Source organism: Vogesella perlucida (genome assembly GCF_979366545.1).
The window spans coordinates 57,176-77,350 of record NZ_CEETRO010000002.1; the positions used below are offsets into that span (position 1 = coordinate 57,176).

Here is a 20,175-nt window from a genome sequence, read left to right on the forward strand (position 1 = left end):
GCCATCGCCAGCTATTCTGCGCATGACGCATCCGGTGTTATTTCGTGCTTTTCGTGATTTTCGTGGCTAAGGAATAAAAGAATGCAAAATAATCAACACTGGTGGCAAAACACCGTTATTTACCAGATTTACCCACGCAGTTACCAGGACAGTAATGGCGATGGTATCGGCGATTTGCCGGGTATTACCCGCCGCCTGCCGCATATTGCGCAATTGGGCGCCGAGGCCATCTGGATTTCCCCCTTCTTTACTTCGCCAATGGCCGATTTCGGTTACGACGTGTCCGATTACTGTGACGTCGACCCGATGTTCGGCACGCTGGACGATTTTCGCACACTGGTTGGCCGCGCACATGAGCTGGGCCTGAAAGTGCTGATCGACCTGGTGCTTAGCCATACCTCCGACCAGCACCCGTGGTTTGCCGAAAGCCGCGCCAGCCGCGACAACGCCCGCGCCGACTGGTACGTGTGGGCCGACCCGCGCGCCGATGGCACGCCGCCCACTAACTGGCTGAGCATTTTTGGCGGCAGCGCCTGGCAGTGGGACGCCCGCCGCGGCCAGTATTACCTGCACAACTTTCTCACCAGCCAGCCGGACCTCAACTTTCACCAGCCAGCGGTACAAGACGCGGTACTGGACGTGGCGCGCTTCTGGCTGCAGTTGGGCGTGGACGGCTTCCGGCTGGATACCGTCAACTTCTACACCCACGACGCGCAGCTGCGCGACAACCCGCCGCAGCCGGCCGGCAGCTACGCCGGTGGCGTGCCGCGCAGCAACCCGTACGCCTTCCAGCGCCACCTGTACGACAAGACGCAGCCGGAAAACCTGCACTTCATCCGCCGTCTGCGCCGCCTGTGCGACGAGTTTGGCGCCATCACCGTGGGCGAGATCGGCGACGACCTGCAGTACCAGACACTGCGCGACTACACCGCCGGCAGCGAGCTGCTGCACATGGCCTATGTGTTTACGCTGCTCACCGACGAATGCCACCCGCGCTACCTGCACCGCGTGCTGCAGGAGTACGTGGCCGAAGCCGGCGACGCCACCGTGTGCTGGGCGCTATCCAACCACGACAACATCCGCGTGGTGAGCCGTTGGGCGGCGCTGGGCGGCAGCGAAGTGGCGCGCGCGCGCGTGTTTGCCATGCTGCTGCTAGCCTTGCCCGGCCCGGTGTGCGTGTACCAGGGCGAAGAGCTGGGCTGGCCGGAAGCCGAGATCCGCTACGAACAGCTGCAAGACCCGTACGCAAAGGTGCTGTGGCCGGAGTTCAAAGGCCGCGACGGCTGCCGCACGCCGATGGCGTGGGACAACAGCGCCGACGGTGGCTTTGGCAGCCAGCAGCCGTGGCTGCCGCTGTGGTCGGCGCACCGCGATGCTGCCGTGGCACAACAGGCGGGGCAGGCCGACAGCCCGCTGGCGTTCTGGCAGCAGCTGCTGGCCTGGCGTCGGGCGCAGCCCGCCTTGCACGGGGGCGATTTTGTGCTGGGCGAGGCCGACGACAGCCTGCTGCGCTTTAGCCGTAGCGGTAACGGCCAAGTGCTGCTGTGTGTCTTCAATCTGGGCGGCGATGCGGCCAACCTGCCCCTACCGGCCGGTGCCCGCGTGCTGTTGCACAGTGACGGTAGCCAGGCTGCCGGGCAGGTGATCGAACTGGCGCCGATGTCGGCTGCCTTTATCCAGCTGGCCGTGGAGGGCTGATCATGAGCGAAATCCGTTTGCAGGGCATTCAAAAGCGCTTTGGTGGCAACCCCATCCTGGCCGACATCAACCTCACCATTGCACCGGGCGAGTTCTGCGTATTCATCGGCCCGTCCGGCTGCGGCAAGTCCACCTTGCTGCGCCTGATTGCCGGCCTGGACGACGCCAGCGGCGGCGAACTGCATATTGACGGCCGTTGCGTGAACGACGTGCCACCGGCTCAGCGCGACGTGGCGATGGTGTTCCAGAGCTATGCGCTGTACCCGCACATGACGGTGTACGACAACATGGCTTTTGGTCTGCGCCACCTGAAGCTGGGCCAGGAAGAGATCGAGCGCCGCGTGCGCAGCGCGGCCGAATCGCTGCACCTTACCGCGCTGCTGGACCGCAAGCCGGGCGCCCTGTCCGGCGGCCAGCGCCAGCGCGTGGCCATTGGCCGCGCCATCGTGCGCCAGCCCAAGGTGTTTTTGTTTGACGAGCCGCTGTCCAACCTGGACGCCTCGCTGCGGGTGAAGACGCGGGTAGAGATCGCCCGCCTGCACCGCCAGCTGGGCAGCGCCAGCATGGTGTACGTGACGCACGACCAGGTAGAAGCCATGACGCTGGCCGACAAGATCGTGCTGCTCAAGCCGCTGGCCGGGCAGGAAGGCCTGCCCAGCATCGCACAGGTGGGCCACCCGCTGGACTTGTACCATCACCCGAAGAACCGCTTTGTGGCCAGCTTTATCGGCTCGCCAGGCATGAACTTTTTCCCGGCCGAGGTCAGCCAGGCCAGCAGCAGCGGTTTGCAGTGCCTGGCGGGTACGGCCACGCTGCACGCGGCGGTGAACGCTAGCGGCCAGCTGGCAGGCTCGACGGTGACGGTGGGCATTCGCCCCGAGCACGTGCAGGTGGGCGAGGGCAGCCTGCAGGGCCGGATTACTCACCTGGAGCACCTGGGCGAGCATAGCTATGCCTACCTGGAAACCGGCTTGTCGCCCGCACCGCTGGTGGTAAAACTGGCCGGTAGCAGCGCCGCCATCGGCGATAGCTTGCGCTTTGCGCTGCCCGCCGCCAGCTTGCATGTGTTTGACACGGCGGACGAAGCCTTGCCCAGGTTGGCCGCCAGCCTGGCCGCAGCCTGAGCCGCCGGGGGCGATTGTGAATAAAGGCACCGAAGGGTGCCTTTATTTATATGTGCTGTATTTCAATTGTTAATGGTGTGTTTTATTTATGAATAATGTTTTGTTGCGGGTAACCAATTTGTTTTAAAAAATGAGCGGGTTTGTTTTGTAATGTGTTGGCTACATGTTTGTTGGCGTCTTAAATAAGCCTTACCGGCAAGCGCTGGAAAATAAACACAAACGGAGACAAGCATGAATAAAAAACACATTGCCCTGCTGATCACTGGCACCCTGATGGCTGGTCACGCATTTGCCCTGGATGGTGATATCAAATTCACCGGCAAAGTAGAGGTCGGCATGGCATCCAAAAAAGAAAACGGTATTAGCAACCGTGCAGTAGAAGACGGTGGTTCAGAATTGAATGTGGTGGGTAGCGCCGATATTGGCAATGGTCTGAAAGCGCTGCTGCAAGTCAATACCGATATCAAGTTGGATAATAATAAAGGCACCGACCATTTTGCCAATGGCGATACCTTTGTCGGCTTGCAAGGCGAGTTTGGTACTGTAAAACTGGGCCGTGGCATTAATGCTTATGGCGATGGCTACTTCAAAGCCAATCTGTACGCCTACGACGTGGGCCCGGACCGTGGCGACATCGCCAGCGGCGGTGGCAGCAGCCGCGGTGCTTTCAAATACGAGGCACCCAAGCTGGATGGCCTGGCGCTATCGTTCAGCTACTCGCCAGGTGAAGATAAGACCACCACCCAGCCACGTGCGACCGACGCCTGGGCAGCCAGTGGTACTTACGAGCAAGGCATGTTCGGCACCCGTTTGTCTTTTGGCCAGCAAAAAGTGGCTGCCGGTGGCACGCTGAAAGACACCCTGCTCGCGTTCAAGCTGATGCCGGCAGCCGGCCTGACCCTGGCCACAGAGCTGAACAATTCCAAGAACGTGACAGGCCTTACGCAAAAGAGCGTGGGGGTGTACGCCGAGTACAAGCCACAGCGTGTTGGCGTGCGTGCCGGTTACATCAATACCAAAGACTATGGCTACACAAATGGTGGCAAACACAAAGTGACCCTGCTGGGGGCCGACTACGATCTGTCCGGCAAGGACAGCCGTTTCAAGACCAGCCTGTTTGCCGAGTACAAGTCGGACAAGAAAAACAATGGCAAGCGTGACAGCTATCTGTTTGGCGGGGTGCACATCGGCTTCTGATGCTGCTGTGCATGGCAGCTTGGGCTGCCAGTTCCGGATGAGGTCTTGGCCTGCCGCGCTGCGGCAGGTTTTTTTCATGCAGGAGACACAATGACACAGCCCTTGGCAGCCTTGCTTTGTTTTGGCGAGGCCTTGACCGACATGATTATCCAGCCCGATGGCCGCTGGCTGTCGCGCCCGGGCGGTGCCCCGTGGAATGTGGCGCGTATCCTGGCGGGCTGGGGGCTGCCGGCTGCGTTTGCCGGGGCCATCAGCCGCGATTGTTTTGGTGAGGCGCTGCAGCTAGCCAGTGCCGAGGCGGGGCTGGATCTGCGCTATATACAGCCCGTGGACGCCTCGCCCTTGCTGGCCATGGTGTACAGCACGCAGCCACCGCAGTATTTCTTTGTGGGTGATCACAGCGCCGACCTGCATTTTGATGCGGCCAACTTGCCGCCAGGTTGGCCGCAGGCAGCGCGCTGGGCATTGTTTGGCGGGATCAGCCTGGCCCGCCCGCCGTTGGCGGGGCGTTTACTGGCGCAGGCGCAGCAGCTGAAGGCCGCCGGGGTACGACTGGCTTACGACCCGAATTTTCGCGTGGCAATGGATGCCCGTTACGACGACATGCTGCGCCAGATGGTGGCGCTGGCCGACGTGGTAAAGGTATCGGACGAAGACCTGGCCGGGCTGTTCCGCCACCACGATCAGGCCGCCGCGCTGGCGACGCTACAGCAGTGGAACCCGCAGGCCTTGATTCTGTATACCTGCGGTGCGGCAGGGGCACAGCTGTGGGCGGGCGCCCAGCGCTGGCAGCTGGCACCACCGCCGGTGGCAGTGGTGGATACGGTCGGCGCGGGCGACGCCAGCATGGCCGGCTTGCTGGCCAGCCTGTGGCACACCCCGCAGGCCACGCCAGCTCAGCATCTGGCGGCAGCGGTCGCCAGTGGTAGCGCAGCGTGCGGGGTGGCCGGCGCTGCCGTGCCGCCGCGCAGTGTGGTGGATACGCTGTGCCAGCGTTTGCTGCCGCAGGTGGCTGCGATGGTTTGAGGTGGCGCGCAAGACGCGGTGCCAGGCGTCCGATGGGCGTGCAGTGCCCGCGCCGAAAAGCACAAGGCCGCCCACGGGCGGCCTTGTGCCTGGCTGGCAGCGTAAGCTTAGTTCAGCTGCGAGGTGCAGCAGGGGCAGCGCGTGGCTTTTACCGGGATGCTGGACAGGCAGTAGCGGCATTCTTTGGTTGTGGGTTCGGCCGCGACTTCTTCCACTTTTTCTTCACGCTTCAGACGGTTGATCACTTTTACCAGCATGAAGATGGCGAAGGCCACGATGGTAAAGCTGACCAGCGCATTGATGAACAGGCCGATGTTCATGGTCACCGCGCCGGCTTCCTTGGCCGCCGCGACCGAGGCGTACGGGGCCGCGGCCTTGGCGCCTTCTTTCAGCACGATGAACATATTGGCAAAATCGACATTGCCGACCAGCAGGCCGATAGGCGGCATGATCACGTCGTCCACCAGCGACTTGACGATAGCGCCGAAGGCACCACCAATCACCACACCGACTGCCAGGTCGATTACGTTGCCGCGCATGGCAAATTCGCGGAATTCTTTCAGTACGGACATGTGTGCCCCCCTTGTGATTTTGTAATGAAGATTAACAAGCCAGATAAGTATCGAACGAAAATCAGAAAAGTTGAAGCAAATCAGGCTATTTGATTATTTAGTATTTAAATTGCAGATCAACTGTTTAGATTTGACTTATGAGTAGTGCGATTTGACTTGGCTAAATGACAAAACCCCGGCCTGGGCCGGGGTTGGTGCCTGCACTATTCATTAGTGATTGCTTACGGGTGGATGACCAGTGCGGTGAACGGCGGCAGGTAGGCCATGGCCGATACCACCAGGCCCACCAGGCAAGCCAGGGCCAGCGAGTGGAAGAACACGTAACGCAGGATTACGCCTTCCTTGCCGTAGTACTGGGTCGCGGTAGACGCCACCACGATGGACTGGGCGTCAATCATCTTGCCCATCACGCCACCAGACGAGTTGGCCGCTGTCATCAGCACGGGCGACAAGCCCAGTTGCTGTGCCGAGGCTTTCTGCAGGCCGCCAAACAGTACGTTGGCCGCCGTATCGGAGCCGGTCAGCGCTACGCCCAGCCAGCCCAGCAGGGTGCCGAAGAAGGGGTAGAACACGCCGGTATGCGAGAAGGCCAGGCCCAGGGTGATGTCCACACCGGAGAAGCGGGTGACATAGCCCAGCGCCAGCATGGCCACGATGGTAATCAGCGAGTAGCGCAGCGACCAGAAGGTCTCTTTGTACACTTTGACCATTTCGGACGGGCGGTAGCCCATGATGAAGGCGGAAATCAGGCCTGCTACCAGAATGCCGGTGCCGGTGGTGGACAGCAGGTTGAACTTGTAAATGGCGGCTTCCAGGTGCGGCTCGGCCACGACTGGCGGCATCTTGTAGATCAGGTTATGCAGGCCTGGCCACTGGATTTCCAGCGTGAAAATACCGTCCAGGATTTTCTTCACTGCCGGCGAGCCGAAGGCAAACACGCAAACCGACAGGATCAGCCACGGCAGCCACGCGCGAATCACTTCGCCACGGCTGTAGCCATGCTTGCTGGTGGATACCACTTCTTTGGCACCCAGTGCGGCTTCGCCACCCATGGTACCGGCGGTGGAGGTGTAGATCTCGGCCGGTTTCCATACTTTCAGGAAACCTACCAGGGCGGCAATGGAGCACACCGAGGCAATCACGGCAACCAGTTCCGGGCCCATGGTGTTGGACACGATCAGCTGCGGGATGGCAAACGACAGGCCGGCTACCAGCACCGCTGGCCAGATGCGCAGGGTGTTGCGCCAGCCGCAGAAGGCAATCAGCAGCCAGAACGGCACGATGATGGCGAAGATGGTCATCTGGCGGCCAACCATGGCCGAAATCTGCAGCACATCCAGGCCGGTTACCTTGGCCAGGGTGGTAATCGGGGTACCCAGCGCACCGTAGGCTACCGGGGCTGTGTTGGCGATCAGCGACAGGCCGGACGCGGCCAGCGGCGAGAAGCCCAGGCCGATCAGCATGGCGCCGGTCACCGCTACCGGGGTACCAAAGCCGCCAGCACCTTCAAAGAACGCGCCAAAGCAGAATGCAATCAGCAACAGCTGCAGGCGGCGGTCGGTGGTAATGCCGGAAATGGACTCGCGCAGTACGGCAAACTGGCCTTTGCGCTCGGTAAGCTGATACAAGAAGATCACGTTCAGGATGATCCAGCCAATCGGCATCAGGCCGTTGGCCGCACCCAGCAGGGTGGCGCTCATCGCCATATCGCCCGGCATGCCGAATACGGCCACGGCGACTAGCAGCGAGGTCGCCAGGCCCAGCAGGGCGGCAATGTGCGCTTTGATATGGAAAATGCCCAGTGCGCCCAAGAGGACGATTACCGGGATGCTGGCGGCCAGCGTGGACAGCCACGGGTTGCCTAGCGGGTCATAAACGTGTGACCACATGATTGCTCTCCTTGTTGTGTCGGGCCGCGGCCACCGGCAATAAACCCTGGGGCTTGTCCGGTTTTACCGCTTCTGGCGCGCACTGTAGCGGCAGGCAAATCTTGTGTCAGTTGGGGCTGCCCCTTGCGGGAAAACCCTTGCGGGGTAACCCTTATCGCTGTTTTTCCTGCATATTGGGCCGGTATGTACGGCTGGCTGGCAGCTTGGGCAAAGCGCGGGCAAGGGGTAGGGGGCGTGCTCAAACAAGAGGGATGGGTTGGCCGCAGCGTGCGGCCAACCATGGCTTACAGGGCGAGTGGGTGGGCGCTCAGGCCGTGTTCGTCCAGGCGCAGATAGCCGCCACGGCCGGCGTACCAGTCGGCAATCACCCAGCGCTGGCGGGTTTCGCCGTTTAGCTGCTGTGTATGGCAGGCCGGGCGGTGGGTATGGCCGTGGATCAGCGTGGCGCCGGGGTGGGCCGCCAGCAGCGCATCAATGGCGGCCGGGGTGACATCGCCCATCTCGTTCAGGCCTTCGTCCTGCTTCTTGGCCTGGCTCATGCCGCGTATCTGCTGGGCGATGGCGTGGCGTTCGGCCAGCGGTTTGTGCAGGAAGGCGGCCTGCCAGGCTGGCTGGCGCACCATGGCACGAAACTGCTGGTAGGCTGCGTCGTCCGTGCATTGGCCGTCGCCGTGTACCAGTACATAAGGTTGGCCGCAGGCCTGCAGCAGGTAGGGTTCGTCCAGCAGGGTGGCACCACTGGCAGCGGCAAAGCCGGGGCCGAGCAGGAAATCGCGGTTGCCGCGCATCACGTACAGCGGCGTGCTGGCGCTGAATGCCCGCATGGCGGCCAGCATGTCGTGTACAAAAGGGTCGGTGTCGTCGTCGCCTACCCAGTACTCGAACAGGTCGCCCAGGATATACAGGGCGTCGATCTGCCCGCGCCAGCTTGCCAGCGTGCGGGTAAACAGCTGCCCCAGCCAGGGCTCGCCCGGGTGCAGGTGCAGGTCGGATATGAAGTGTATGGCCATGTGTCAAGAATGAAAAAGGCCGCACGAGGCGGCCTGTGCAGGGCGGCTTAGCCCTGGATGATTTCGGCTTTTTCGATGATGACGGCGTCTACCGGTACGTCCTGGTGGCCACCTTTGCGGCCGGTGGCCACGGTCTTGATGCGGTCTACCACGTCCTGTCCTTGTACGACCTGGCCAAATACGCAGTAACCCCAGCCTTGCATGGTTTCGCTGCGGAAATCCAGGAAGTCGTTATCGGATACGTTGATGAAGAACTGGGCGCTGGCCGAGTGCGGGTCCGGCGTGCGGGCCATGGCAATGGTGTAGGTCTTGTTGGACAGGCCGTTATTGGCTTCGTTTTCGATGGTGTCGCGGGTGTCTTTTTGCTGCATGTCGGCAGTAAAACCACCGCCCTGGATCATGAAACCATTGATCACACGGTGAAAAATGGTGCCGTCGTAGTGGCCGTCGATCACGTATTGCTCGAAGTTGGCCGCCGTTTTCGGGGCTTTGTCGGCAAACAGTTCCAGTACGATGTCACCGTGGTTGGTGGTCAGCTTGATCATGTTGTCTATCCTTGCTATCAGGGTTTATAGGTGGCTTTGGTGATAACGACCGGCTCGATAGGCACATCCTGCATGCCGCCTATCATCGCGGTGCGGGCTTTGGAAATGCGGTTTACCACATCCATGCCGGCCGTTACCTTGCCAAATACGGCATAACCCCAGCCTTGCGGGGTTTTGCTGCGGTAATCCAGAAAATCGTTGTTCACCAGGTTGATGAAAAACTGCGAAGTGGCAGAGTTCGGGTCATTGGTGCGTGCCATGGCAATGCTGCCGATCACGTTCTTCAGGCCGTTGTCAGCCTCGTTGGCGATAGGGCTGCGCGTGGGCTTCTGGGCCAGTTCGCCGTCCTTGATGGCAAAGCCGCCACCCTGGATCATGAAGCCGTCGATCACGCGATGGAACAAGGTACCGTTGTAGTGGCCGGCTTTCACGTAGGCAACAAAGTTGTCTACCGACTTGGGCGCGCGCGCGGCGTCCAGCTCGATGGTGATCAGGCCTTTGTTGGTAGCCAGTTCCACGGTAGGGGCAGCCAGTGCCGACAGTGGCAGCAGCATCAGCAGGGAGCACAGCAGTTTTTTCATGGTGAACTAAAGTCCTAAAATGCGGGCGGTTGGCAGTTTATCACGCCGGCCACCATGCGGTAGATTGCGCAAGGTCAGGGCAGCTTTCTAAATTAAAAGTGTAAGCTGGCTCAAGATTTTTATTTGATGTCCGATAAGCCGATGTGGCTATAAAATGATATGCATACTCGGCGGAGCGAAATAATGAAGAATATCACCCGAATGATTCCCGGCTTGCTGGCCATGACCGTGCTGTCGGCTTGCGCCTCCACGCCTGCGGCCAACACTGCGGGTGAAGGCTGGTCTGTGGTAGCCGTGGCCCCGGCAGCTGCCGATACGCACGGCGCGGTGGCGCAGGCCCCTGCCGTGGGGGGTAGCCACGAGCAGCCCGGTATTTCGCGCCAGCCGGTGATGTCGCCTGGTGGCGTGATGATGGGTGGCGCCTATGTCGGCCCGCTGGCCGACCCGCCAGCCGAGCACAAGCAAGAGTCGTTCAATGCACTGCGTATTCGTGTGGTGGGCTATGGCGCGCCGCCAAGCAGCAAAGAGCTGTCGCCGGTGCAGCGCCGCCTGCTGGCCATGCGCGCTTCGCAGCTGGATGCTTACCGTGCGGTGGCCGAGCAGGTGCAGGGCTTCAAGCTGTCCGGTAGCAGCTCGGTGGGTAACCTGGTAACGGTCAACGATACCTTCCGCGTGTATGTGGATGCCTATCTGCGCGGCGTACGTCTGCTGTCTACCGAGTTCAAGGCCGACGGCAGCAGCGAAACCATTGCCGAAGTGGTACTGGATGAAGGCTTCTTCAAAGCGTATCGTACAGCCTTGGTCAGCGCGGGGAATGTTGCCGCCGCGGCGCGGGTACTGCCTGCGGCGGATGGCAGCAAACTGGGTTGCACTGACAGTGGTTGTGTATACGGCGGGGACTTCTACGTTTCGCACTAGGACATGATGCGACTATCCATACTGTTACGCGCCGCCTGCTGGGCGGCGTTTGTTTTCGCGCTGCCCGGCGCGCGGGCCGAGGTGTATCAGGCCGAGGGTGTGGCTTCGCTGGAAGCCGGCCGTGTGGCTGCGCGCGAAGCGGCCATTGGCGACGCTTTGCGCCAGATTGCCATTACCCACCGTGGCGGCATGCTGGCGTCCAGCCAGGTGGTGGATGGGCTGCAAACGGCGGAAAGCATGATGCTGGGGCCATTGAGCTTGCCGGGCAAAACACGCGTGCTGTCTGAAACCCTGCGCGATGGCCTGCTGCTGGTGCGAGTGGAGCACGATACCGATGCGGCCGACGGTGAGCAAAAGGCCGATACCTGCCAGCGCGCGGCCATGCCGCCCGGGCGCTTTCTGGCCCGCCGTATCGTTACCAGCTATTTCCAGCTGGAGCGGCCGACAGACGCCAGCGACCTGGGCAGCATTGCCAACTGGTTTCCGGGGGAGTTGGTACGGTTATTCAACCTGCGTCGCGAAACCCAGGCGCTGTACGCGGGCACCATGTCGGTTTTTCCTGGCGGGCGCATGCTGGAAGCGAGCGCCGCCGCCGACACCGTGCGCGAGATAGGCCGGCGTGAGGGCGCGCAATTTGTGTTGGCCGGGCGCATTGTCGATACCGCTGTGACCCGCCGCGAACCCCGTGTCGATGTATTCGGCAGTGGCACACCAAGCGGGCAGGGTACGTATTACACCGGGCCGCTGTCGGGCTTGCTGGGCTTGTCGGTGCGTAACGTGCCGGTCGAGCGGCGTTTTGAAATCGAATACTGGCTGTACGACACACTGAGTGGTGGCATTTTGCTACGCGATAACCTGCGCCGCGTCGCCAGGGGCGATGTGCACCCGCAATCCAGCCGCGTCTTTAACGTAGACGCCATGGTGGAGTCGGAGTACGGGCAGGTGATGGGCCTGGTGCTGGAAGAAATAGCCGCCAAGGTGTCCAGTGCCGTGCAGTGCCTGCCATTTGCTACCCGTGTGGCCAGGGTAGAGGGTGACAAGGTGTACCTGTCTGCCGGGGCGCTGGATGGCCTGGCCGTGCGTGACCGCCTGGTGGTGTACAAGCCCCGCCCGGCTACCGAGATCCGCCGTACCGACGGCGAGGTGTTGGGGGTGCCCGAGCTACAGCTGGGCGATGTGGAAATCGAGCAGGTGCAGCCGCGTTTTGCGGTGGCCCGTTTGCGCAACGGAAAACTGAAAGTAGACGCCGGCGACTGGGTGAGGTTCCCTGTTTTACCTAAATAATACTGAAATGCGAAATGGTGTTGATAACGGTTCTCTTCACTGTTTATACTCGGCCCCCATGTTGAAACACCTTGCCCTTGCCGGGCAATGAACAGGAGCGGGTCATGAAGAAACAAGTAATGTTGGCTGCGGTACTGGCAGCGTTCAGTGGCGTGGCGATGGCAGAAGAGATCACGCTGTACACCGCGCGTGCCGAGCAGCTGATCAAGCCGATTCTGGAAGCCTACGAAAAAGAAACCGGCGTGAAAGTCAACGTGGTCAGCGGCGGCGAAGGCCCGCTGATGGAACGCCTGAAAGCCGAAGGCACCAATACCCCTGCCGATATTTTCATGACTGTAGACGCCGGCAACCTGTGGCAAGCCAGCAATATGGGCCTGTTCCAGCCGGTAAAGTCCACCGTGCTTGCGGCCAACATTCCGGCCAACCTGCGTGACCCGGCCGGTAACTGGTTTGGCCTGTCCGTGCGTGCCCGTACCATTTTCTTCAACAAGAAAACCGTGAAGCCGGAGCAGCTGTCCAGCTACGAAGACCTGGCCGACGCCAAATGGAAAGGCCGCCTGTGCCTGCGTACTTCCAAAAAGGTGTACAACCAGTCGCTAGTGGGCACCATGATCGCCGACAAGGGCGTGGCCGCCACCGAGAAAGTGGTGAAAGGCTGGGTGGATAACCTGGCGGCGCCTGTGTTCCCGGACGATACCAAGATGCTGGAAGCCATCGACGCTGGCCAGTGTGACGTGGGCATTGCCAATACCTACTACTATGGCCGCTTGCTGAAAAAGAACCCGAATCTGCAAGTAGGCATCTTCTGGGCCAACCAGAAACAGAACGGCGTACACGTTAACGTATCCGGCGCTGGTGTGACCAAGCATGCCAAAAACCCGAAAGGCGCAGTGAAGCTGCTGGAATGGCTGTCGTCTGAAAAAGCGCAGAAGCTGTACGCCGATATCGACATGGAGTTCTCGGCCAACCCTAAAGTAAAAGCCAATCCGACCGTGGCTTCGTGGGGCAGCTTCAAGTCTGACCTGATCAACGTATCCGAAGCGGGTGCCAAGCAGGCTGAAGCAGTGAAACTGATGGACCGTATGGGCTACAAGTAAGCCGGCAAGCCACCGCTGGTGGCCGATAAGCGGGGGCGCTACGGCGCCCCTGTTTTGTTGCTGCGGCCTTTTTGCGCGACGCTGTCTTTCCTAAATTGCATGCCTGCAACGATAATGCCCCTTTTCCTTGCCCCTTTATTGCCATGAGCCGCCTGCACACGCTTGTGATTCCCTGGCTGCTGGCCTGCCTGATAGCCCTGTGCACCATCGTGCCGCTGGGCGTGGTGATGCTGTCGGCGCTCACCCCCGACCCGGCTATCTGGTCACACCTGATCGACTTCACCCTGCCGGAACTGTTCAAGAACACTGCCATCATGCTGTTGGGCGTGGGGGCTGGTGTGCTGCTGCTGGGTGTCAGCCTGGCCTGGCTGGTGGCGGTATACGACTTTCCTGGCCGCCGCATCTTCAACTGGGCGCTGATGCTGCCGCTGGCCATGCCGGCTTATGTGCTGGCCTTTGCCCAGGTGGGCCTGCTGGAATTTACCGGGCCGGTGCAAACCTGGCTGCGGCCGCACTTCGAGGACATGCGCTGGTTCCCGCAAATCCGTAGTGCCTGGGGGCTGGTGCTGGTGATGACGCTGGCGTTCTACCCCTATGTCTACCTGCTCAGCCGTAATGCTTTTGCCACCATGGGCCGGCGCGCACTGGAAGTAGGGCAGAGCCTGGGGCTGTCGCGCAGCCAGGGTTTCTGGCGCATCGCCCTGCCCATGGCGCGGCCGTGGATTGCCGGCGGACTGATTCTGGTGATCATGGAAAGCCTGGCTGATTTTGGCACGGTAGCGGTGTTTAACTACGACACGTTTACCAGCGCTATCTACAAGGCCTGGTTTGCGCTGTTCTCGCTGGATACCGCCAAGCAGATCGCCTCGTTGTTGGTCATTCTGGTGTTCATCGTACTGGTGCTGGAGCAGCGCAGCCGTGGCCGCCGTGCCTACGCCCAGGCGGGCCGTGCCGCCCCGCAGCCGCGTTTGCTGCTGGCCGGCTGGCGTGGCTGGGTGGCGACGTTGGCCGCAGGCAGCGTGGTGCTGGTGGCGTTTGTCATTCCCATGCTGCAGCTGGCGTACTGGGCATCGCTGGATTTTGCCAACCAGTTCAGCAGTGACTTCCTGGGCTACGCCTGGCGTTCGGTCAGCCTGTCGCTGATTGCCGCCGTGCTGGTGACCGCTATCGCCCTGGTGCTGGCCTACCTGGTACGGCGCCAGGGTAGCCAGGCCATGCGCAACCTGGCACGGGTGGCCACCATGGGTTACGCCATTCCGGGCACCGTGCTGGCGGTAGGTGTATTTGTGCCGGTGGCGTGGCTGGATAACCAGATCATTGCCCTGATGGGCTGGGGCGGCGACGTAACGGCGGTGTTCAAAGGCACCTTGCTGGCCATGCTGCTGGCCTTTGTGGCGCGTTTTCTGGCCGTGGCGTATTCGTCGGTAGACACGGCAATGAACCGCATTACCCGCAGCCACGATGAAGCCGCGCGCAACCTGGGCTACTCGGGCTGGGCGCTGCTGCGCCGCGTGTATCTGCCGCTGCTGTCCGGCGGCCTGTTTACCGGCGTGCTGATGGTGTTTGTCGATGTGATGAAGGAAATGCCCATCACCCTGATGACCCGGCCATTCGGCTGGGACACGCTATCGGTACGCGTTTACAACATGACAGCCGAAGGCATGTGGGACCAGGCAGCGCTGCCGGCCATTGCCATCGTGCTGGTGGGGCTGATTCCCACCATTTTGCTGTCGCGCCAACGGGATGTTGCCTGATGAGTGCCTTGCTTGAACTACAGTCGGTGTCGCAACGCTATGGCGACAAAACCGTTGTCAATGACATGTCGTTTGCCCTGCAGCAGGGCGAGATAGCTTGCCTGCTGGGTAGCTCCGGCTGCGGCAAGACCACGGTGTTGCGCTGTATCGCCGGCTTTGAGCCGCTGGCTGGCGGCGAGATCCACCTGGCGGGCCGCCGTCTGGCCAGCGTGGTCGACAGTGTGCCGGCGCACCTGCGCCAGATCGGCATGGTGTTTCAGGATTACGCTTTGTTCCCGCACCTGAATGTGCAGGAAAACGTGGGTTTTGGCCTGGGCAGGCTGCCACGCAGCGAGCGCGAGGCCCGCGTGATGACGGTGCTGGAAGTGGTGGGCTTGCAGGCGTATGCCCAGGCCTTCCCGCACGAGCTGTCCGGCGGTCAGCAGCAGCGCGTGGCGCTGGCGCGGGCGCTGGCACCCAAACCGCAGCTGCTGCTGCTGGACGAGCCGTTTTCCAACCTGGATGTCGATCTGCGCGAAAGGCTGTCGCGCGAGGTGCGCGATATTCTGAAATCACAGGGCACCACGGCCATTCTGGTCACGCACGACCAGCACGAAGCCTTTGCCATGGCCGACAAGGTGGGCGTGATGCACCAGGGCCAGCTGCAGCAGTGGGCACCACCGTACGAGCTGTACCACGAGCCGGCCAGCCGTTACGTGGCCGACTTTATCGGCCAGGGCGCCTTTGTGCCGGGGCGGGTCACCGGCCCGCGCTGCGTCACGCTGGAGCTGGGCGAGTACTGCAGCGCGGTGCCGCGCCAGTTTGCCGAGGGCGACCAGGTAGACGTGCTGCTGCGCCCCGATGACGTGGTGCACGACGATGCCAGCCCGGTGACGGCCAAGGTGCTGGGCAAGGTGTTCCGTGGCTCCGAGTTCCTGTACACGCTGCAGCTGGATTCCGGCCAGCAGGTGCTGGCACAGGTGCCTAGCCACCACAACCACGCCATTGGCGAGGCCATCGGCATCCGGCTGGAACTGGATCACCTGATCGCGTTCCGCCGCGCCTGAGTGCTCTGGTAAAACAAAAAAGGTTGGCCGCGGCCAACCTTTTTGTCGTACTGCGCAGGCTTAGCCTGACAGCCAGCTATTTGGGTGTGCTTCCAGCCAGGTCTTGATGGACTTGGCGTCGTTCACGCGGGCAGCCGAACCGTTGGCCGCCAGCAGCACCACGATCAGGCGCTGGCTGCCCATGGTGGTTTCCATCACCAGGCAGCGGCCGGCTTCTTCGATGTAGCCGGTTTTGGACAGGCCGATATCCCACTCGCCCTCACGGACCAGCGGGTTGCTGTTTTTATAGTGCAGCACGCGGGTAGGGCTAGGGTGGGCAATGTATTCGTGCGTGGTGGAAAACTGGCGGATCAGCGGGTACTGGTAGGCTGCTTTCACCATGCGCACCAGGTCCATGGCGGTGGCGGTATTGCGCATGTCCAGGCCGGTGGCATCGTGGAACACGGCATTGCGCATGCCGATGCTGCGGGCTTTCTGGTTCATTTTGGCAATAAACGCAGCCTTGCCGCCGGGGTAGGTGCGCGCCAGCGAGGCCGATGCCCGGTTTTCCGACGACATCAGCGCCAACAGCAGCATCTCGCGGCGGGTCAGGGTAGACCCCACACTCAGGCGCGAGCTGGTGTTTTTCAGGCGGTCTACTTCGTCTTCGGTAATGGTGATGGGTTCATCCAGCGACAGGCCGGCGTCCAGCATGACCATGGCAGTCATCAGCTTGGTGATCGACGCGATGGGCTGGGCTTGCAGCGGGTTTTTTTCGTAAACCAGCTTGCCGGTTTGCGAGTCCACCACGGCTACCGACTGGGAATTCAGTCGCGGGCTACTGGTCAATGCCTGGGTTTGCAGGTTTACAGGCTGGGCGGCATGCGCCACCATGCTGCTGGCGGCCAGGCAGCCTAGCAGGGCAAAGGTTCTGAGCATCATTCATGGCTCCGATGCAGTGTTCATGCGGCAGGTAAGGCGCTGGCAGGGCTGTATCACACCCGGTGATGCGCAATAGCGCCGTGTCTTGGCACGGCCTGTCAGGCTTACCCTGTTGTTGGTTTATCGAGCCCTTTTATTTTAAATTGATTCCCCTGCTTTGTCCGGCATTACTTTTAGTCAAAACACATGAAATGTGGGCTAGTTACCGGCATGAAGCGTGACAAATGAGTGAAATTTCATGGTCGTAAGCTATCCAGGCAGCGCTTTCAAGCTTCATCAGCCTTTTGCCCCGGCGGGCGATCAGCCAGCGGCGATTGCCAGCCTGGTAGAGGGCCTGTCCGACGGCCTGAGCTACCAGACACTCCTGGGTGTTACTGGTTCTGGCAAAACCTACACCATGGCCAATGTCATTGCGCAAACCGGGCGCCCGGCCATCATCATGGCGCACAACAAAACCCTGGCAGCACAGCTGTACAGCGAGATGCGCGAGTTTTTCCCCGAAAACGCGGTGGAGTATTTTGTGTCGTACTACGACTACTACCAGCCAGAGGCCTACGTGCCCAGCCGCGACTTGTTTATCGAAAAAGACTCCAGCATCAACGAGCACATCGAGCAGATGCGTTTGTCGGCCACCAAGAGCATTCTGGAGCGGCCGGACTGCGTGATCGTGGCCACGGTGTCGGCCATTTACGGTATCGGCGACCCGTCCGACTACCACCAGATGATCCTGCACCTGAAAGAAGGCGAAACCACGCCGCAGAAGGATATCGTCAGCCGCCTGGTGGCCATGCAGTACGACCGTAACGATACCGACTTTGCGCGCGGCACCTTCCGCGTACGCGGCGACGTGATCGACGTGTTCCCGGCGGAAAGCAACGACACCGCCGTGCGTATCAGCCTGTTCGACGACGAGGTGGAAACGCTCACGCTGTTCGACCCGCTCACCGGCACCACCAAACAACGGGTTGGCCGCTTTACCGTGTTTCCGTCCAGCCACTACGTGACGCCGCGCGATACCGTGCTGCGCGCCTGCGAGCAGATCAAGCTGGAGCTGGCCGACCGCGTGGCCTGGTACCTGAAAGAAGGCAAGCTGGTAGAGGCGCAGCGCATCGAGCAGCGCACGCGCTTTGACCTGGAAATGCTGTACGAAATGGGCTTCTGCAAGGGCATCGAAAACTACTCGCGCCACTTTTCCGGGCGCGAGCCGGGCGGCGCACCGCCCACGCTAATCGACTACCTGCCCAAAAACGCGCTGATGTTCATCGACGAAAGCCACGTGACCGTGCCGCAGGTGGGTGCCATGTACAAAGGCGATGCGGCGCGCAAGCAAAACCTGGTGGACTATGGCTTCCGCCTGCCGTCTGCCGTGGACAACCGCCCGCTGAAGTTTCACGAGTTTGAACAGCTGATGCCGCAGACCATTTTTGTGTCGGCCACGCCAGCCGACTACGAAAAAGAGCACGCCGGCCAGGTGGTAGAGCAGGTGGTGCGGCCCACCGGCCTGGTGGACCCGGTAATCGAGATCCGCCCGGTGGCCACGCAGGTGGACGACCTGCTGTCGGAAATCCACCTGCGCATCGAGCGCGGCGAGCGCGTGCTGGTGACCACACTGACCAAGCGCATGGCCGAGCAGCTGGCCGATTACTACACCGAGCACGGCATCAAGGTGCGCTACCTGCACAGCGATATCGATACGGTAGAGCGGGTGGAGATCATTCGCGACCTGCGCTTGGGCATGTTTGATGTGCTGATCGGTATCAACCTGCTGCGCGAAGGGCTGGATATCCCGGAAGTCAGCCTGGTGGCGATTCTGGATGCTGACAAAGAAGGCTTCCTGCGTAGCGAGCGCAGCCTGATCCAGACCATAGGCCGCGCGGCGCGTAACCTGCACGGCAAAGCGCTGCTGTACGCCGACCGTATCACCAACAGCATGCAGCGCGCCATGGATGAAACCGAGCGCCGCCGCACCAAGCAGCTGGCGTTCAACGCCGAGCACGGCATCGTGCCGCAGGGGGTGAGCAAGAAGATCAAGGACATCATCGACGGCGTGTACCAGAACGAACCGGTCGATAAGAAAGCCCTGGCCGAAAACGCCCGCATTGCCATGCTGGACGAAAAGGCGCTGGCCAAAGAAATCAAGCGTCTGGAAAAAGACATGATGGAGGCGGCGCGCAATCTGGAGTTCGAAAAAGCCGCCAAGCTGCGCGACGAACTGAAGGCCTTCAAGGAAAAAGCCTGGATGAGCGGCCTGTAATCCGCCAGCCCACGCCAAGTTGGCCGCATAGGGAAAACAATGAGCAAAAAACGCATACTCATGGTCTGCATGGGCAACATCTGCCGCTCGCCTACCGCCGAGGGGGTGATGCGCAGCATGTTGTTAAAGCATGGCCTGCAAGACCAGCTTGAAGTAGACTCCGCCGGCACGCATGCCTACCACATAGGCGAGGCGCCTGATCTACGCAGTACGCAAGCGGCACTGGCACGCGGCTACGATTTGCGCCAGCAGCGCGCCCGCCAGGTCTGCCCGGCTGACTTTAGCCGCTTTGACTATATGTTGGCCGCAGACCGCGCCAACCTGGCCAGCTTGCAGGCCATGCGTCAAAAGGGTGTGACACCGCAGCTATTGTTGTCGATATTGGGTACAGAGGCTGACGTGCCCGACCCGTACTATGGTGGCCCGCAGGGCTTCGAGCAGGTGCTGGATCTGATAGAGCAGGCGTGCGAGGCGTGGTGTTTGGCGTTCTTGCGCCAAGCCGGGCGTGAATAGTGTTTGTTTGCCGCAAAATGACTAAGGGAAAGTATGGCCCTCGATAAAAAAACAGCTGCGTCCAAGCCCATAGAAGTGGCACCCAGCCATAGTGCCGACATGATTCTGCCGCGCCAGCCGGGCAAGCTGTCGCTGGGGCGTCAAACGGTGATCGTGATTGGTTCTTCCACGGGGGGCACCGAGGCACTGCGCGTGTTGCTGACCGCCTTGCCCGCCAGCATGCCGCCCATTGTCATTACCCAGCATATGCCGGAAATGTTTACCAAGTCGTTTGCCGTACGGCTGGATGCCTTGTGCAAGCTGACCGTGAAAGAAGCAGAAGATGGCGAGCGTCTGCAGCCGGGGCATGTGTATATTGCCCCAGGCCACTCGCACCTGCTGGTCAAGCCCGCCAGCACCATAGGCTACGCCACCAGCTTGCACCACGGGGTGCCGGTAAACCGCCACAAGCCATCGGTGGATGTGCTATTCCGCTCTGCGGCCAACGTGATCGGCAAAAACTGCATCGGCGTGATTCTTACCGGCATGGGGCGCGATGGCGCGGCAGGCATGGCCGAGCTCAAAGAAGCGGGTGCGCACAATATCGCCCAGGATGAAGCCTCTTGCGTAGTGTTCGGTATGCCCAAAGAGGCGATTGCCTGCGGTGGCGTGCACGAAGTATTGCCCCTGGCGGGTATTGCCCCGCGTTTGATCGCGCTGTGTGCAGGCCGTGCGCACACGGACTAAAGTAGGACGGATGTAGAAAC

General features: G+C 61.1%; 18 protein-coding genes. 12 read left to right on the forward strand and 6 right to left on the reverse strand.

Annotation, left to right across the window (positions count from 1 at the left end; translation table 11 throughout):
* Nucleotides 1-81 precede the first annotated feature (81 nt).
* From ACZ9XP_RS02860 to ACZ9XP_RS02875, 4 genes are all read left to right on the forward strand, one after another.
* Entirely contained in the window at nt 82-1,698 is a 1,617-nt protein-coding gene (locus tag ACZ9XP_RS02860; protein WP_147685590.1) for an alpha-amylase family glycosyl hydrolase, read from the forward strand.
* Between the two features lie 2 nt (nt 1,699-1,700).
* Nucleotides 1,701-2,822, forward strand: a complete 1,122-nt coding sequence (locus ACZ9XP_RS02865; protein WP_147685592.1) for a sn-glycerol-3-phosphate ABC transporter ATP-binding protein UgpC — start codon at nt 1,701-1,703, stop codon at nt 2,820-2,822.
* 231 nt (nt 2,823-3,053) lie between these two features.
* On the forward strand, nt 3,054-4,019 hold the full coding sequence (locus ACZ9XP_RS02870) for a porin (protein WP_147685594.1): 966 nt from the start codon (nt 3,054-3,056) through the stop codon (nt 4,017-4,019).
* Nucleotides 4,020-4,109: 90 nt separating this feature from the next.
* Complete coding sequence (locus ACZ9XP_RS02875) at nt 4,110-5,045, forward strand: carbohydrate kinase family protein (protein ID WP_465187955.1); 936 nt, start codon at nt 4,110-4,112, stop codon at nt 5,043-5,045.
* 107 nt (nt 5,046-5,152) lie between these two features.
* Here the strand turns inward: ACZ9XP_RS02875 and mscL are convergent, their stop codons facing one another.
* The 5 genes from mscL to ACZ9XP_RS02900 all read right to left on the reverse strand — a co-directional run bounded on the left by mscL (nt 5,153) and on the right by ACZ9XP_RS02900 (nt 9,642).
* Nucleotides 5,153-5,617, reverse strand: a complete 465-nt coding sequence (mscL, locus tag ACZ9XP_RS02880) for a large conductance mechanosensitive channel protein MscL (protein ID WP_147685598.1) — start codon at nt 5,615-5,617, stop codon at nt 5,153-5,155.
* A 221-nt stretch (nt 5,618-5,838) separates the two neighbouring features.
* On the reverse strand, nt 5,839-7,506 hold the full coding sequence (locus tag ACZ9XP_RS02885; protein ID WP_147685601.1) for an L-lactate permease: 1,668 nt from the start codon (nt 7,504-7,506) through the stop codon (nt 5,839-5,841).
* A 284-nt stretch (nt 7,507-7,790) separates the two neighbouring features.
* On the reverse strand, nt 7,791-8,516 hold the full coding sequence (locus ACZ9XP_RS02890) for a UDP-2,3-diacylglucosamine diphosphatase (RefSeq protein WP_465187956.1): 726 nt from the start codon (nt 8,514-8,516) through the stop codon (nt 7,791-7,793).
* A gap of 47 nt (nt 8,517-8,563) precedes the next feature.
* Entirely contained in the window at nt 8,564-9,061 is a 498-nt protein-coding gene (locus ACZ9XP_RS02895) for a peptidylprolyl isomerase (RefSeq protein ID WP_147685606.1), read from the reverse strand.
* 17 nt (nt 9,062-9,078) lie between these two features.
* Complete coding sequence (locus ACZ9XP_RS02900; protein ID WP_147685608.1) at nt 9,079-9,642, reverse strand: peptidylprolyl isomerase; 564 nt, start codon at nt 9,640-9,642, stop codon at nt 9,079-9,081.
* Nucleotides 9,643-9,825: 183 nt separating this feature from the next.
* Between ACZ9XP_RS02900 and ACZ9XP_RS02905 the strand changes: the two genes are divergently transcribed.
* The 5 genes from ACZ9XP_RS02905 to ACZ9XP_RS02925 all read left to right on the forward strand — a co-directional run bounded on the left by ACZ9XP_RS02905 (nt 9,826) and on the right by ACZ9XP_RS02925 (nt 15,741).
* Nucleotides 9,826-10,560 carry an LPP20 family lipoprotein gene (locus ACZ9XP_RS02905; protein WP_465187957.1) on the forward strand — a complete coding sequence of 245 codons (735 nt, stop codon included), beginning with the start codon at nt 9,826-9,828 and terminating at the stop codon, nt 10,558-10,560.
* Between the two features lie 3 nt (nt 10,561-10,563).
* Nucleotides 10,564-11,844 (forward strand): flagella assembly protein FlgT middle domain-containing protein, encoded by a 1,281-nt coding sequence (locus ACZ9XP_RS02910; protein ID WP_465187958.1) that lies wholly within the window; start codon nt 10,564-10,566, stop codon nt 11,842-11,844.
* Nucleotides 11,845-11,948: 104 nt separating this feature from the next.
* Nucleotides 11,949-12,941, forward strand: a complete 993-nt coding sequence (locus tag ACZ9XP_RS02915) for an extracellular solute-binding protein (protein WP_147685614.1) — start codon at nt 11,949-11,951, stop codon at nt 12,939-12,941.
* 143 nt (nt 12,942-13,084) lie between these two features.
* Nucleotides 13,085-14,695: an ABC transporter permease gene (locus ACZ9XP_RS02920; RefSeq protein ID WP_147685616.1), complete on the forward strand. Its 1,611-nt coding sequence runs from the start codon at nt 13,085-13,087 to the stop codon at nt 14,693-14,695.
* A complete protein-coding gene (locus tag ACZ9XP_RS02925; protein WP_147685618.1) occupies nt 14,695-15,741 on the forward strand; it encodes an ABC transporter ATP-binding protein in 1,047 nt (348 codons plus the stop codon). Before ACZ9XP_RS02920 ends, ACZ9XP_RS02925 begins: the two co-directional genes overlap by 1 nt.
* A gap of 60 nt (nt 15,742-15,801) precedes the next feature.
* On the opposite strand, the gene pbpG is transcribed toward ACZ9XP_RS02925, so the two are convergent.
* Complete coding sequence (pbpG, locus tag ACZ9XP_RS02930) at nt 15,802-16,662, reverse strand: D-alanyl-D-alanine endopeptidase (RefSeq protein ID WP_240803428.1); 861 nt, start codon at nt 16,660-16,662, stop codon at nt 15,802-15,804.
* Nucleotides 16,663-16,900: 238 nt separating this feature from the next.
* Between pbpG and uvrB the strand changes: the two genes are divergently transcribed.
* From uvrB to ACZ9XP_RS02945, 3 genes are read left to right on the forward strand one after another with little or no spacing between them, the layout of a single operon-like run.
* Entirely contained in the window at nt 16,901-18,916 is a 2,016-nt protein-coding gene (gene uvrB / locus ACZ9XP_RS02935; protein ID WP_147685620.1) for an excinuclease ABC subunit UvrB, read from the forward strand.
* Nucleotides 18,917-18,955: 39 nt separating this feature from the next.
* The gene (locus tag ACZ9XP_RS02940; RefSeq protein ID WP_147685622.1) at nt 18,956-19,429 is read left to right on the forward strand and encodes a low molecular weight protein-tyrosine-phosphatase; all 474 of its coding nucleotides are present in this window, start codon (nt 18,956-18,958) and stop codon (nt 19,427-19,429) included.
* Between the two features lie 33 nt (nt 19,430-19,462).
* Nucleotides 19,463-20,155, forward strand: coding sequence for a chemotaxis protein CheB (locus ACZ9XP_RS02945; RefSeq protein ID WP_147685624.1), 693 nt, complete (start codon nt 19,463-19,465; stop codon nt 20,153-20,155).
* Nucleotides 20,156-20,175: the final 20 nt, after the last annotated feature.